Source organism: Rhodococcus sp. IEGM1428, assembly GCF_050321865.1.
In the GTDB taxonomy this organism is placed as follows: Bacteria; Actinomycetota; Actinomycetes; order Mycobacteriales; family Mycobacteriaceae; genus Rhodococcoides.
In genome coordinates this window covers 1,778,747-1,793,220 of the sequence record NZ_JBNQFW010000001.1, presented here as the reverse complement: position 1 = coordinate 1,793,220, position 14,474 = coordinate 1,778,747, and the positions used below count along the sequence as shown (strand labels likewise).

Sequence of the window (14,474 nt, the reverse complement as noted above, 5' to 3'; positions counted from 1 at the left end):
AGCCTGCTTTCAGTGGGTAGTGAGGTGGACGAGGCGGTCGGGGGAGAACGCCGAGATGTCGAGTTCTGGTTTTCCACCGCGCACCAGCTCGGTGAGGATGTGTCCCCACAACGGTGCGAAGGTGAACGAGTACGTGCCGCCGGCCACGAAGAGGCCTGCAGCTCCGTCGATTTCGCCGGTGACCGGCATTTCGTCGGGCGTCGTGACCACTGGGCCGGTCCAGGTATCCAGCAATCGTTTCTGGCCGAGCGTAGGAAGGATCCGACGTACCTGCGCCAAGTTGCCGTCAGTGCTGTCGAGTCGCGTCAGGGCAGCGTCGGTGTCGTGGAACTCGCCTGCGGGCCAACCGCCGCCCAGGACGAGTCGTCCCGCACGGTCCTGCTTGATCGACATTCCCTCTCCGACGTGCTGTACGAGCACTTCGAGAGTCCGTGGCTCGGCACTGAGAGAATGCATCTGCAACGACGTCGGGACGAGATCGAGTGATATCCCCGCCATCGCGGCGATCGGTGCCATCCACGGACCGGCGACGTCGATCACGGCGGGGGCGAACCAGCTTTCGTCACCGGCCAGCACGTTCCACACGTCATCCTTGCGGGTCAGTCCGGTCACCGGCGTCGACGGATGGACTGTGGCACCCTCGGCGACGGCCTGCCGCAGCATCGCGGGCCCCGCCAGATCGGGTTCGGCGAATCCGTCCCAGGGACACCAGGTTGCGGCCTGAATGCTCGGGCCGAGCAGCGGTAGCGCCTGCCGCGCCTCGTCGCCGCTCAGTACCTCCGTCGGAATCCCCGCAGCGCGTTCCCATCGGTGCTTCGTGATGAGGGCGTGGACCTGCTCTTCGGTTTCGGCCACCATGAAGCCGCCGCACCGGTTGAGACCGAGACCAGGCACGGTCTCGTTCAGCGTGTTCCACAAAGTGCTCGTCGACTTCTGCAACGGAAGCAGCTGTTCGACGTCCACGGCTGTGCCCTGCCCAGGCCTGCGAGTGTGAATCGTCTGGATGTGCAGGTTGCCCGCAGTCGTTCCCGAGCCGGCGGTGTTGGGCCGGGTGCGGTCGAGCACAGCAACGCGGGAGCCTGCTCGGGTCAGAGCGAGAGCCGTTGCAGCACCGACGATTCCGGCTCCGATGACAACGACGTCGACCTCAGTTCGCATGCACAGCTCCGGCGGTCGTGTAGGCATCGTCGATTCCCGATTCGACGATGACGGAGTGCAGTGCGGCAAGCGTGTCGGTGTCGGTGACCGGTAGTAGTGGCTCGCGCACAGTGCCTCCCGGTTGGCCGAGAAGGTTCATCACGGCCTTCAACTGGGGAATGGGGGAGGCGTACACGCCGCTGTAGTCCGAGGCGATGAGACGGCCCGAGAACGCGCGATAGCGATCGACCCAGATGCGCGCGGTGTCGGCGTCACGTGCAGCGACGGCCTCGTAGAACGGCACCGCGAAGGGCGCCCCCACTCCGCCGCCGTCGATGTTGCCGTCTCCGCCCAGCCCGAGGAGCGTGGCAAGGCCCCGCCGATGCAGGAAGCTGCCGAATACGCGGACGCGGTTGGACACGGCCTCGACTGTGTCGAGCATGGCGAGCCAATCGCCGGTGCTGTCCTTGATCGCGACGACGTTCTCCAGGTCGGCCAGTCGCGCGAACAGGCCGGGGGACGTACCCATGTCCACGGCAACGCCACGTGGCCAGTTGTAGACCATGAACGGCAACGACGTTGCGGTGCTGACACTTCGGTAGTACTGAAGTGTCTCGTCCGCCGAGGTGTGCACGTACGGCGGAGGTGTTGCCAGTACACCATCCGCGCCTACGGAAGCAGCGTGCTTCGCCAGCGCCGAGGACTGCGCAGCCGTGTATGCGCTGACACCGATCACGACAGGGAAGCGGCCTGCAACTGCATCGATCGAGGCTTCTGCGACGGTCTTTCGCTCGTTGTCGCTCTGGCTGAACCATTCGCCTGTGCTGCCGTTGACGAGCACGCCGTGGACGCCGGACCGGGCGTAGAGATCCATCAGGTCGAAGATCGCTTCGGTGTCGACTTCACCCGACTGTGTGAAGGGTGTGGGAGCAGCGGGCCAGTAACCGGACCACGCGACATCATCGCGATTCATGGGATTGCCTTTCGGGCCTGGGTCGAGCGACGCCGCGTCGTACCCGCATTTGTGGGATCGATTGCATAGACTGCCTTCGAGGTGGTCTAGCCGTCAAGCCGGAAACGTACTTGTAACGCGACCACGGTCGAATATGTCTGTCCGAGGTGTGTATCGAGAGAACGGAGAACCGATGGCGGTCACCTTGATCGACGTTGCGAGCGCTGCAGGGGTTTCGCGCAGCACGGCATCACGCGCATTGAGTGGATCGTCGTTGATCTCACCGGAGACGCGGGCGGCGGTCGAAGACGCGGCCCGCGTTCTCGGGTATCGGCCGAACAGGGCTGCGAGCGCACTGCGTTCCAACAGATCGCACTTGGTCGGTCTGGTCATGAACAACCTGCTCAATGCGACCTTTCATACGGTCGCGGAGGTCGTACAGAAGCGAGCGGCAGCCAGTGGATTCCAGGTTCTCCTCTGCATCACCGATGCCGATCCGGCGCGTGAGGACGACGTGTTGGCAATGCTCGGCGAACACGGTGTGGACGGAACCATCGTGATCGGCAGCGGGCGAAGTGCGTCTGCCTCGAACGCGCTACTGGCGCAGGGGCGTGCCGTGGTCAATCTGATCCGCTCCGTGAAGGGGAGCTCGGCATCGACGGTGCTGGCAGACGACGTCACGGGTGCTCGAGACGCGACAGCGCATCTGATCGAGCTCGGGCACCGTCGTATCGGTTATATCGGTGGAAACGAGGATGCGACGTCGGGGCGCGAGCGCTACGAGGGCTATCGACTGGCACTGGTGGATGCCGGCATACCCGTCGACGAGACGATCGTCCGGAAAGGCCCGTTCACCACCGAATTCGGTGCCGATGCAATCAACTCGCTTCTCGACGCACCCGAGGACATGACCGCGCTGTACGCGGCGAACCACGAGGCGGTCTTCGGTATCCTCCCCACACTCGTCGGCAGGGGCGTGTCGGTACCGGACGAGCTGTCGTTGATCTGTCACGAGGACATGCCGTGGCTCGCGATGTGGCAGCCCGCGATCACAGTCGTCGACAACGGCGCTGCTCAATTGGCCAATGTGGCAATGGACCTGCTGTTCCAGCAGATCAAGGACTCGGTCGAACCCGACGGGCGCACGTATCGAATCGGTGCTCGTCTGGTGGAGCGGGCGTCGTGTGCCGCACTGTGATCGGAGTCGTTCTGTGCGGGCGGCAGGAGCGCGATCACGCACGAACGGTTAACAGTTGATGTACCGCGTGTCGGCAATGTTAACCGCGTTGACGCGTCCGAATTCGTCTGCGACGCTTGATGCAATCGATCCCAAAGGGTCGACACTTCTCGAATCAATCCGTCACAATCGCTGCCGCCCCGTCTTCGAACGCGATGCGCTGCAGTCGATATCGAAAGGCTCGCTCAATGCGCAAGTTAATGGGAATCGCTGCCGTCGCCGTCGTGGCGGCCGGCCTCACCGCCTGTAGTTCCTCGCCCGAGTCGGCTGCCGCGCCGACGGACTGCACACCCACTCTCGGAGCTTCGGACCTTGCCGAAGAAGGCGTGCTGACGATGGCCACCAATGCAACGCTTCCGCCCATGCAGTACGTCGATCCGAACGGCGACGTGATCGGCATGCGCGTCGACCTCGGCAAGGAGATTGCCAAGCGCCTGTGTCTGACGCCGAAGTTCGTCAACATCGAGTTCGAGGCACAGATTCCCGGTGTGCAGGCCGGTCGATGGGACATGATCGACACCGGAATGTTCTACACGCCTGCACGTGCCGAGACGATCGATCTCGTTCCGTACGAGGTGCAGGCAGTATCGATCTCGGTGCCGTCGGGCAATCCCGAATCGATCTCCAGCGTGGACGATCTGGCGGGCAAGACCATCGGGGTCGAAGCGCCAGGATACGAATTCGACACGTTGACCGCTATGGCCGAGCAATTCGCGACAGAGGGTAAGCCCGCGTTGACGGTGCAGACGTTCAAGACCAATGCCGATGCCTATCAGGCGCTTTCGGCGGGACAGCTCGACGGCACCTCCATCGTCGAGTCGGTCACGTCGTTCTACAAGGAAGACGGACGCTTCGAGACGGCAGTCGGTGGAATCAACGAGGCCCCTCTTGCAATGGGATTCGCCAAGGGCAGCAAATCCTCCGCAGAGGTGGCGCGCGTGCTGTCGGAGATGAGGAGCGACGGTTACCTTCCCGACCTGTTCGAGCAGTACGACGTCACCGGATACGACGGCGATATCGCCGTCAGCACCGGCCCTCTCGACAGCTGATCCGACCAACGCAAGTCGAAAGGCACCCACATGTGGTCCTGGGACGCATTTTTCTCCATCCTGACGAGCACCCAGTTGCTCGAAGGCGCGTGGGTAACCATCTGGCTCACGGTGGTCAGCATGATTCTCGGACTCGCTCTGGCCGTGGTGGTCGCTGCAGCCCGATCCTCGAAGTTCGTGCCGCTGCGAGCGATCTCCGGGTTCTACGTATGGCTGATGCGCGGCACTCCTCTCCTGGTGCAGCTGGTGATCATCTACACGGGACTTCCTCAGGTCGGAATCAAACTCGGTGTGATCGAGGCGGCGCTTGTCGGTTTGGTTCTCAACGAGGCTGCCTATTTGTCGGAAATAGTCCGCTCAGGACTGCTGTCGGTTCCCACCGGACAAACCGAAGCAGCACGGGCCCTTGGTATGTCACCCACGAAGGTCTTTCGGGTCGTGGTCCTTCCCCAAGCTCTACGGGTAATGATTCCCCCACTGGGGAACAGCTTCAACGGTCTGCTCAAGACGACGACACTCGTGTCTGTCATCTCGGTGCAGGAGTTGCTGCGTCGGACGCAGTTCTTGGTGCAGGTGAACTTTCGCGTACTCGAAGGACTGTGCGCGGCTGCGCTGTACTTCCTGTTGCTGACCACCCTGTGGGGATTGATCCACAAGATGATCGAAGTACGCGTCGGACGCGGATACGACAGGAACTACCGCCGCAAGGGCGGACCGTCGACCCGAAAGCTCGACGACAGTGCAATGGAAGCCGAGGCTGTGAACCGATGACGAGTGCAACGACTCCGACGACGAAGGCCACGACGATGGTCGAGGTCAGGAACATGACCAAGGCGTACAACGATCTCGTCGTGCTCGACGACATCGACTTCACGGTGGACAAAGGCGAGGTGGTGCTTCTCCTCGGGCCATCGGGAAGTGGAAAGAGCACCTTGCTGCGCACGCTCAACTGTCTCGAGACGATCGAAGCCGGGACCGTTCGAGTATGTGGCGAGATGATGGGCTTCTCGGAGGGGTACAAGCGAACGCCCCTGTCGGAGGCGCAGATCGCGAAGCAGCGGCATCACACCGGCATGGTGTTTCAGAGCTTCAATCTGTTCCCCATGATGACCGCGCTCGACAACGTTGCGTCGGGTCCGCGCCACGTGCTCGGTACTCAGAAGGACAAGGCTCGCAGGCAAGCTCAGGAATTGCTGGATCTCGTCGGTCTGGCGGACAAAGGGGACAACTATCCGTCGCAACTGTCCGGTGGCCAACAGCAGCGCGTTGCGATCGCCCGTGCGCTGGCGATGAAGCCCGAAGTGATGCTGTTCGACGAGCCCACGTCTGCCCTCGATCCCGAGATGGTCAACGAGGTTCTCGACGTCATGCTTCGACTGCGCGACGAGGGCATGACGATGGTGGTGGTCAGCCACGAGATGGGCTTCGCGAAAGCGGCGGCAGACAGGGTCGTCTTCATGAGCGATGGAAAGATCGTGGAAGAGGCACCGCCCGGCGAGTTCTTCGACAATCCCAAAAGCGCTCGTACACAACAATTCCTGAGTCGAATCCTCTGACAGCCGTAAGCGGGGCGAACATTTGCGCGCGCATAGGTCGATTGAATGAATGTCGAGCGAGGACGACTCCCACTGTCACGCGGTGCATAGGGTGAGCAGTCGGAGTCCGTTTTGTCCGACAGGAGCGTGTGAGCGTGAGTTCACCCATTCTCGTCAAGGGCCAGAACATTTCTCTACCGGCCGACGTGACCGAGTTGGATGTCATCGTGTCCTGGGTCGACCCGGAACGAGATCTGGATGCGTCTGCGCTGTTGGTGACGTCGAGCGGGCACGTTAGGTCGGATGCAGACTTCGTCTTCTACAACCAGCCGGAGTCTGCGGACACGACCGTGCGCTACCGCGGGAGCAGTAGCACCGACGAAGGAAAACAAGAACGGGTATCGATCCATCTCGATTCTTTCGCAGCCGAAGTCGACAAGGTGGTCATCGCGGGCAGCTCCGACGATGTTCCGTTGGGTGACTTCGGGAAACTGTCGATGCAGGTGCGGGATCAGACCGGTTCGGTACTGGGGGAGTTCCTGACCGCCGATGCGTCGTCGGAACGTGCGTTGGTGTTCGGAGAGGTGTATCGGCGGAACGGAGCGTGGAAGCTACGCGCGGTCGGGCAGGGCTGGGAATCCGGATTGGGTGGTTTGGCACAAGACTTCGGCGTAGACGTCGACGACAGTGAGCCCGAAGCGTCAGTGAACGATGTGGTCGTTGTCGAGGTCGCGGACTCGCACGTGCAAGCCGTCGACACGACCGGTGAGATCGTCGACGTCTCGGTTGTCGATGTCGAACCCCCGAAACGCGGCGTTCGCACCAAGAAGCCGATTGCCAAGAAGGTCGCGCCGCCTCAGTTCACCCTGGCCGGGGGAGAAGGGTGGCAGACGGCTCGCCTGTTCTCCGTTTCCGGTGTCGGGTCCGGTGAGGAGCAAGAGAAGAGGGCCACCTCGGCACTGATCGCGACGATGCAGGCGGTTCGTCCGTTCGCTCGCGCCATCTGCGCACACGCCGGAGCGCCGTCCGGTCCCTTCGAGGGATATCTCGAAGTGCAGTTCGTCAAGGGCGAGGGCAAGGTCATTCCCGACGGTGTGTTCCGAGTATCTCGCGCGGGCCAAGTGTGGACCGCGTTGCTGGAAGTGAAGACCGGCACCGGCAAGCTACAGAAGGAGCAGCTCGAGAACTACCTCGACGTCGCGAAGCGTCACAGGTACGAGACCGTTCTGAGTTTGTCCAACGACATACCGGCCTCCGCCGGTGAGCTCCCGGTCCAGGTGAACAAGACCAAGCTGAACAAGGTATCGCTGCGGCATATCTCGTGGTCCGAGGTTATCCACGAGGCTCGAATGTTGTTGTCACACGGTGACCTTGCCGATTCACTGCAGGTATGGATTCTGAGCGAGTTCGTCCGATATCTGACGCACCCGAAGTCCGGCGCGACGGAGTTCGTCGACATGGGTCGCCACTGGGTGACAGTTCGTGACTCCGTCACCGCCGGTACCCTCCGTTCGAGTGATGTCAAAGCCATGTCGGTGGCGAATACATGGGCGTCGCTGTCCAGGCACCTGGCGCTGCGGATGACGGCCGACCTCGGCGTTCCGGTGAAGCACCACCTCCCGAGGAAGTTCAGCGGAGATCCCCAAGCGCGCAACGAGTACATCGTCGAGCAGCTCGTTGTCTCCGGCTGCCTTGCGGCCACGTTGCGCATCCCTGATGCCGCGGGAGATGTCACCGTCGAAGCAGACATGCGCACCAACAAGATTCAGTGCCGGACCGCGATAGACGCGCCGCCCGACGGGACTGCTCTTCGACGCGCGTCGTGGCTACTCAAGCAACTGAAGAACGCTCCCGCCGACATCCTGGTCGAGGCCGTGTTCGCAGACCCGGGCGAAGTGTCGTGCGAGAACCTGGCGACCGTGCGAGCGGATGCCAAATCGTTGACTGCAGGCCGAGTCAGCGAGCTGCAGTACTTCACGCTGACGTCACCGACCAAGATGGGCAGCAAGCGCTCCGGATCGGCGGCCAGTTTCATCGGCAGCGTGACCGACGGTCTCGACGCCTTCTATCGGGATGTGGTGCAGCCTCTGAAGCCATGGGTTCCTTCGGCACCGGAAGTTAGTTCTGTCGAGACTATGGATGACTGAGTAGCCGAGATGTCGGAGTGCCCCACGACGGGATGCGCCACAACCGACCCGTCGACTACACGGTTGAATGTTCCGTCGGTTCAGGTCAAACCAGTTAGGTGCGAACGTCATGATTGAGGATGACGCGCAGTGGGCACCCGGTACGCATGACAGACAATGCCAAAGTCACAGTCGAACGCACCATCGAGGCACCCGTCGACGCAGTATTCGACGTCCTGTCCAATCCCGAGCGTCATCAGGCGCTCGATGGGTCAGGCTTCGTACGCAGCGTGGACCACGCCGATCGGATTCAGAAGGTCGGCGAGAAGTTCACGATGAACATGCAGGGCGATCACATGGGCGGCGAGTACCAGACCGACAATGTGGTGAGCGGCTACATCAAGGACAAGCTGCTCGCCTGGAAGACAGCACCCGCCGGCAACGAGCCTCCCGGCTGGGAGTGGTTGTGGGAGTTGGAGTCGCAGGGTCCCAACGAGACGTTGGTGCGCCATACCTACGACTGGTCCAAGGTCACGGACAAGAAGCTGCTCGAGCAGATCAAGTTTCCGTTGGTGACAGAGGATCAACTGAACGACACGCTTGCTCGCCTCGCAGTGGAAGCGACGTCCTGATCGACTGAGATAGAGATCGATCGACAATGAAGGCCGGCCCCTCGGGGCCGGCCTTCTGTATGTCCCGTTCAGGCCTGCTCGCGTGAGCACCACCAAGTGGTACGTCCGCCGACTGTCCCGCGAGTCATGGGCGCACCACACCGAGGACATGCCGCATCCGCCTTACGGAACGGAATGATCTCGCCGGTGTGCACGCCACCCTTCTTGATCGCCGATCTGATCGCGCGACGCAGAATCACCCGAAGCTCGTCGAGTTCCTCTGTCGTCAGCGACTTGGCGCGTCTGGACGGCGATTGTTCGCTCTGCCACAGCACCTCGTCGGCCAACAGATTGCCGACTCCCGCTATCGCCGCTTGATCGAGCAGTCGTGCCTTGAGAGGTGCACCGCTGGAACCGATTCGGTGCCGAAACTCGTCGCGCATGATCTCCGCGGCATCCGGGCCGAGAGCCTCGATGTCCGGCTCGAGTCTAACCCGGCCGAGGCGTCGCTTGTCGAAGAGCCGAAGCTGGCCGCCATCGTCGAACGTCATGGAGAAGCGTGTCCACTCCGGCTTGTCTGTTGCACGCTCACCGACGTGAGGATCGCCTCCGCCGTACTTCGACGTCCGCTCGCCGTCGGGAGCGGTGACGATGATGCGTCCACCCATGCCGAGATGAATGCCCAGCGTCGGTCCGGGGGAGCCGTCGGCCGTGACGGTTTCGCACCACATCGCCTTCCCCCGTCGGCAGGCCTCGGTGAGCTTGCCGCCTGTCAGGGCGCGGGCAATGTCTCCAGGCGTGTGTGGTCGACACTCGAAAGTGTCGGTGTCATCGATGTCGACTATGACGCGACCGAGTGCCTTCTCGACAACCTGACGGGCGTTTTCGACTTCGGGGAGTTCGGGCATGCATCCGGTGTACCCAATTCGTCAGCAGTATGCGCGGATCCGTCGATCCGAACGCTGAGTTCCAGCGGGGTCGATGGGCGTCGGGATCGTCGGTGACGGCTGGATCTCAGTGGACCCGACGCCGTTGCCTGAAGCCGATCAGGTTGCCGAAGGGATCGAGTACCTGGCAGAGCCGCTCGCCGGTGAACACGGTCTTGGGTCCCCGATGCGCGACGCCTCCGCGGCTGACGCAGTGTGCGACCACCGCGTCCACGTCGTCGACATCCCAGTAGGACACCGAGCCGGCTGTCCCTCCCGGCCGGTTGTAGGTGTCGGTCAGGTGGACGGTCAAACGCGTTCCGGATACGTCGAAGGCTGCGAGTTGCGGATGCTCGTCGACGGGGTCACTTCCCAGCAGCGCTCGGTACCACTCGACGGCGGCGGGGAGATCCTCGGCGAAATAAAAGACGTTTCCTACCCCGGAGATCGAGGTCATGATCTTCCTTTCCTGTTGGTGCGCAATGGAATCGCAATGTCGTGTGTCTCGGTTTGGGTGGCTTCTCCGACCGCGTGGGCCAACGCGTTCTGCATCACTTCGTGGTCGGATCCGGTCCATCGCTCCTCTCGTTGACGCCGGTACTGGTTCCAAGACTGGATGGTGAATTGCTCGACCATCGTGTCGTCCACGTCCAGGCTGCGGTACAGGTTCCAGGAATACGCACCTGTTCGTTTCCGTGCGGCACCCACCGGTGCCATCGACGAGATGAAATCATCGGCAGCATCTTTCATGACTCGATAGGTGATGGTGACGCGCACCGGTCCGTCCTCGGGCACGGGTTCGAGCAGAACCGTAGGGGTGGGCCATGCAACGGAGACAGCTCGGTCGAGAGTCCCCGTCTCGGGGTGCAAGGGGAGCACCGCGACACTGGCCGCCACCACTACGAGGACACCGACCGCCACCGCCAGTGCATCCACTATGCCGATTCTCGACGCCAGCCAGCCCCACGCCAGTGAGCCGACAGCCTGCGCGCCCATGAACACCAGCAGGTACACCGACATTCCGCGAGCCCGCACCCAGGACGCAAGCGACAGTTGGATCGATGCGTTCAGTGCTGTCAAGGTAGTGATCCACGCGATGCCCGAGACTAGCAGCGCCGGAACCACCAACCACAACGGTAGCCACGCAACTGCCGCCATCCCGACTGCGTACCCGACGGCCGAACCGATGAGGAGGGTGTTCGCGCCGAAGTTCTTCCTCAACACGGGCGTCAGCGCGACGCCCGCGATGGCTCCGACACCCAGGACACCCAACAGCATTCCGTACCCGACGGCCCCGAGCCCGAGGACCGCCGACGATGCCGACGGAAGAAGCGCCCAGAGCGCGGACGCCGGAAATGCAAACAGCGCCGAGCGCAGGATGATTCGCCGAATCACCGGACCGGATCGGATGTAGCGCACCCCGGAGACGATCGACTCTGCCAAACCCTCCCGGTCCACGACGACGTTGCGGGGGCGCCTCCACGCGATCAAGACACCCAACGTGGCCAGGAAGGACACCGCGTTGATGGCGAACACGAAGGTCGGACCGGCGACGGCTACCAGGACTCCGGCGAGTGCCGGCCCGATCGCTCTCGCACCGTTCACGGTGACGCCGCCCAGCGCGGACGCGGCCGGAATTTGCTCACGCGGAACCAGTTCCGGCTGAATCGCTTGCCACGCCGGAGCGGACAGAGACGACCAGCAACCAAGGACGAACGTGCACGCGAGCAGTCCCCACGGCGACAGGATGTCGGTCCATGCGAGTGCGGTGAGAATGCCTGCAGTGAGCATCGATGCAAAACCGACGACTATCAGGAGGACCCGGCGATCGAGCGCATCGGCCAACGCCCCAGCCAACAGGGCCAACAGTAGCGTGGGGAACAGACTGGCCGTTTGTACAGCGGCGATGACGGTGGTCGACGCTTCTCGCTCGACCAGAAACCACTGCGCGCCGACCGTCTGCATCCACCCACCGATGTTGGAGACCAACTGCGCGATGAACAGGCTGCGGTACATGGTGTTTCGTAGCGGAGCCCATGCCGATGTACCAGCAATCGTGTTCATTGATCGTCTCTCTCTTTCCGAGATGGACCCAGGTGGCGACGGTGGTCGCCACCTGGGCGGTTCTGTCTACTTCGAGATGAAGGCGAGAATGTCTGCGTCCAGTGCCTTCTGGTAGTTGCCGTAGATGCCGTGCGGCGCGCCGGGGTAGACCTTGAGGGTGCCGTCCTTGACGAGCTCGACAGTCTTCAGTGCTGCCGCGGCGATCGGAACGATCTGGTCGTCGTCACCCTGCGCGATGAACATCGGAACGGTGAGCGCTTTGAGATCCTCGGTGAAGTCGGTCTCCGAGAAGGCCTTCACACAGTCGTAGGCAGCGGACAGGTTCACCAGCATGCCCTGACGCCAGAAGTCGTCCTTGGCTCCCTGCGAGACGTTCGAGCCCTCCCGGTTGGCTCCGAAGAACGGATCGGCCAGATCCCTGTAGAACTGCGAGCGGTCGGTGAGAACGCCGTTGCGGATATCGTCGAGGGCTTCGATCGGGGTGCCCTCCGGGTTCGATTCCGACTTCACCATGATGGGAGGAACTGCGCCTGCGGTGATGATGCGAGCAACGCGACTGCCACCGTGCTGTGCGGCGTAGCGCACCACCTCGCCGCCACCGGTCGAGTGGCCGATGAGGGTGAGCTCCTGTAAGTCGAGTGCCTCGACCAGCTCGGCGAGATCCTGTGCGTACGTGTCCATGTCGTTGCCGACGGACGTCTTGGACGACCGCCCGTGTCCGCGGCGATCATGGGCGATGGCGCGGTAGCCGGCGTCGGCGAGCAGTTTGAGTTCGAGCTGCCATGCGTCCGAGGACAACGGCCAACCGTGACTGAGCAGCACAGGCTTTCCGGTGCCCTGCTCGGTGTAGTAGATCTGGGTTCCGTCGGTGGTGGTGATGTACGGCATGGTGTGCTCCTGCGTGTCGGTGTTCCTTCGGGGTACCGACTACATTCGTCCGAGGCTGCATCGAAAGCGTCGCTGCTGGCGTCCAACTCGGGGGAGTGGATACCGGCGTCGGCACTACCGGCTACCCGGTAGTGAGGCCGATCCGCACCGAGAGCACGGTGCCGACACCGGGCGGACTGGTGATGGTCAGAGCTCCACCGACCGCGGCCACCCGATCCTGGAGGCCGATCAGACCCGACCCGTTGTTCGGATCCGCGCCGCCCCGACCGTCGTCGACCACCGAGAGTTCGAGGTTCCCGTCGATCACGCGCGCCGTGATCTCGACGTCCGTGGCACCGGCGTACTTCGCGGTGTTCGTCAATGCCTCGGCGACAACGTAGTACGCCGCTACCTCCACGGATTCGTCCAAGCGAGAGGGGATATCGGTGGTGAGGGAGACCGGCACAGGGCTGCGCCGTGCAAGGGTCTTCAGCGCGGGGGCCAATCCACCGCGGGAGAGGATCGCGGGGTGGATGCCGCGCGATAGCTCTCGCAAATCGGTATGCACCTGAGACAGAGTTTCGACACTGCGTTCCAAGCTGTCCCGCAATTCGCCGAGGTGTCCGGGAACCGCAGCTTGAGCAACCCGCAGCTCCATTCCCAACGAGACTATTCGTTGCTGCGCACCGTCGTGTAGGTCACGTTCGATACCGCGTCGCGCCTGGTCTGCCGCGGCGACGACACGAGATCGGGACCGCGTCAGCTGGAGCCGTGTGTCGTGGTTGTAGACGGCGGTGGCGATGAGGTCGGCGAAGTCGGTCAATCGATCTCGCACGCCATCGCCCTCGAAGTCCCGAACAGTGGTGGTGCCGAGAATGATTGCTCCCCACGTGGCACCGTCCACGGAGATCGGTACGCCCTCGGACTGCAGAATTCCTCGACCGTCCAGCCGAACCGCGATGTCTCCTGTCGCAGTGGTGAAGTCGATAACAGCGGGTCGGCCCGTCTCCGCAACGATGGTGGCGACATTGCGGCCACCGAGCGGCAGCTGGTCGCCGACGGTCAGTGAGTGTTCGACGTCGTCGCGGTGGGCCACGATCGTGTAGTAGCCCTGTGCGTACCGCACCACGCAGACGTGTTCGTTGTCGAGACCGTCGGCCAGTTCGTGTGCGACGGCCGCGAAGACATCGTCGGGTTCGGCGCGCAGCGCGACCAGGGTGGCAACTCGTCGCAGCGACGTTTGTTGTCGCGCAAGTGCAACGGTACGGCCGTGCATGTCTTGGCGCTCGCGCGCGGCGGCCAGCAGAGCCTCTAGTGATGGCACGACCCGTCGGATGCGGCGAGACACCGTCGGATCCAGATTCGCGGGTACGACGAGGGACGCCGTCACGACCGGCCCGTCGTGCATCAGGATCTTCTCCTGATCCGACGACACGGGAGCGTCTTCGGATCCCAACGCCGCGTAGGGCAGGTCGAGTACGGCAGCCAGTCGGCTGCTGGCGGCGTCGAGCATCTCGGGCGTGTAGTCCGAGCGCAACATCGTTCGCGCGAACAATGCGAGCAGGTCTGCTTCACGGCGTCGTTGATCGGATTCGGCTGCGCGCAAACGTGATTGACCGACGAGCATGTTGGTGAGCAGTGCCAACGCAAGAAAGACGATGACCGCAGGGACGAGGCTTTCACTACTCTCGATGACGTGGATGTAGGCGTATGCGGCAGCGCTTGCCGCCGACGTCGCAATCGACAATCGGAAGCCCCAACCCGCCGACACCACCAAAACGCCGAACAGGAAGACGGCTCCGAAGGCGTTCTCGGGGGCAACTCGTTTGAGGAGCAGCACGATGAATACCTCGGCCCCGATCAAAGCAACGGCCAGTACCGCTCCCCACACAACCGGGGGCGAGCTCGGTCGCAGAATGAGGGTCGTGAGTCGGTCGCGGAGTGCGGCGTCGGCGGTCATCGCCGAATCC

At 62.9% G+C, this 14,474-nt stretch carries 13 protein-coding genes; 6 read left to right on the top strand and 7 right to left on the bottom strand.

Annotation, left to right across the window (positions count from 1 at the left end):
* Positions 1-9 precede the first annotated feature (9 nt).
* Both ACQR3T_RS08240 and ACQR3T_RS08235 read right to left on the bottom strand, forming a co-directional pair.
* Complete coding sequence (locus ACQR3T_RS08240; protein ID WP_428692983.1) at positions 10-1,158, bottom strand: NAD(P)/FAD-dependent oxidoreductase; 1,149 nt, start codon at positions 1,156-1,158, stop codon at positions 10-12.
* On the bottom strand, positions 1,148-2,110 hold the full coding sequence (locus ACQR3T_RS08235; RefSeq protein ID WP_428692982.1) for a dihydrodipicolinate synthase family protein: 963 nt from the start codon (positions 2,108-2,110) through the stop codon (positions 1,148-1,150). Before ACQR3T_RS08235 ends, ACQR3T_RS08240 begins: the two co-directional genes overlap by 11 nt.
* Positions 2,111-2,282: 172 nt before the next feature.
* Here ACQR3T_RS08235 and ACQR3T_RS08230 point away from each other — a divergent pair, with 172 nt between their 5' ends.
* The 6 genes from ACQR3T_RS08230 to ACQR3T_RS08205 all read left to right on the top strand — a co-directional run bounded on the left by ACQR3T_RS08230 (position 2,283) and on the right by ACQR3T_RS08205 (position 8,668).
* On the top strand, positions 2,283-3,287 hold the full coding sequence (locus tag ACQR3T_RS08230; protein ID WP_428692981.1) for a LacI family DNA-binding transcriptional regulator: 1,005 nt from the start codon (positions 2,283-2,285) through the stop codon (positions 3,285-3,287).
* Between the two features lie 227 nt (positions 3,288-3,514).
* The gene (locus ACQR3T_RS08225; RefSeq protein WP_428692980.1) at positions 3,515-4,375 is read left to right on the top strand and encodes an ABC transporter substrate-binding protein; all 861 of its coding nucleotides are present in this window, start codon (positions 3,515-3,517) and stop codon (positions 4,373-4,375) included.
* Between the two features lie 30 nt (positions 4,376-4,405).
* Positions 4,406-5,146 (top strand): amino acid ABC transporter permease, encoded by a 741-nt coding sequence (locus tag ACQR3T_RS08220; RefSeq protein ID WP_428692979.1) that lies wholly within the window; start codon positions 4,406-4,408, stop codon positions 5,144-5,146.
* Positions 5,143-5,931 carry an amino acid ABC transporter ATP-binding protein gene (locus tag ACQR3T_RS08215; protein ID WP_428692978.1) on the top strand — a complete coding sequence of 263 codons (789 nt, stop codon included), beginning with the start codon at positions 5,143-5,145 and terminating at the stop codon, positions 5,929-5,931. Before ACQR3T_RS08220 ends, ACQR3T_RS08215 begins: the two co-directional genes overlap by 4 nt.
* Positions 5,932-6,065: 134 nt before the next feature.
* Entirely contained in the window at positions 6,066-8,057 is a 1,992-nt protein-coding gene (locus ACQR3T_RS08210; RefSeq protein WP_428692977.1) for a TerD family protein, read from the top strand.
* 146 nt (positions 8,058-8,203) lie between these two features.
* Positions 8,204-8,668: an SRPBCC family protein gene (locus tag ACQR3T_RS08205; RefSeq protein WP_037173634.1), complete on the top strand. Its 465-nt coding sequence runs from the start codon at positions 8,204-8,206 to the stop codon at positions 8,666-8,668.
* 68 nt (positions 8,669-8,736) lie between these two features.
* Here ACQR3T_RS08205 and ACQR3T_RS08200 read toward each other — a convergent pair whose 3' ends face one another.
* The 5 genes from ACQR3T_RS08200 to ACQR3T_RS08180 form a co-directional block, all read right to left on the bottom strand.
* Positions 8,737-9,555, bottom strand: a complete 819-nt coding sequence (locus ACQR3T_RS08200; protein WP_428692976.1) for an Fpg/Nei family DNA glycosylase — start codon at positions 9,553-9,555, stop codon at positions 8,737-8,739.
* A 106-nt stretch (positions 9,556-9,661) separates the two neighbouring features.
* On the bottom strand, positions 9,662-10,030 hold the full coding sequence (locus ACQR3T_RS08195) for a VOC family protein (RefSeq protein ID WP_032377986.1): 369 nt from the start codon (positions 10,028-10,030) through the stop codon (positions 9,662-9,664).
* Positions 10,027-11,637 carry an MFS transporter gene (locus ACQR3T_RS08190; protein WP_428692975.1) on the bottom strand — a complete coding sequence of 537 codons (1,611 nt, stop codon included), beginning with the start codon at positions 11,635-11,637 and terminating at the stop codon, positions 10,027-10,029. Before ACQR3T_RS08190 ends, ACQR3T_RS08195 begins: the two co-directional genes overlap by 4 nt.
* Positions 11,638-11,703: 66 nt before the next feature.
* Entirely contained in the window at positions 11,704-12,525 is an 822-nt protein-coding gene (locus ACQR3T_RS08185) for an alpha/beta fold hydrolase (protein ID WP_428692974.1), read from the bottom strand.
* Positions 12,526-12,646: 121 nt separating this feature from the next.
* On the bottom strand, positions 12,647-14,464 hold the full coding sequence (locus tag ACQR3T_RS08180) for a sensor histidine kinase (protein WP_428692973.1): 1,818 nt from the start codon (positions 14,462-14,464) through the stop codon (positions 12,647-12,649).
* Positions 14,465-14,474 lie beyond the last annotated feature (10 nt).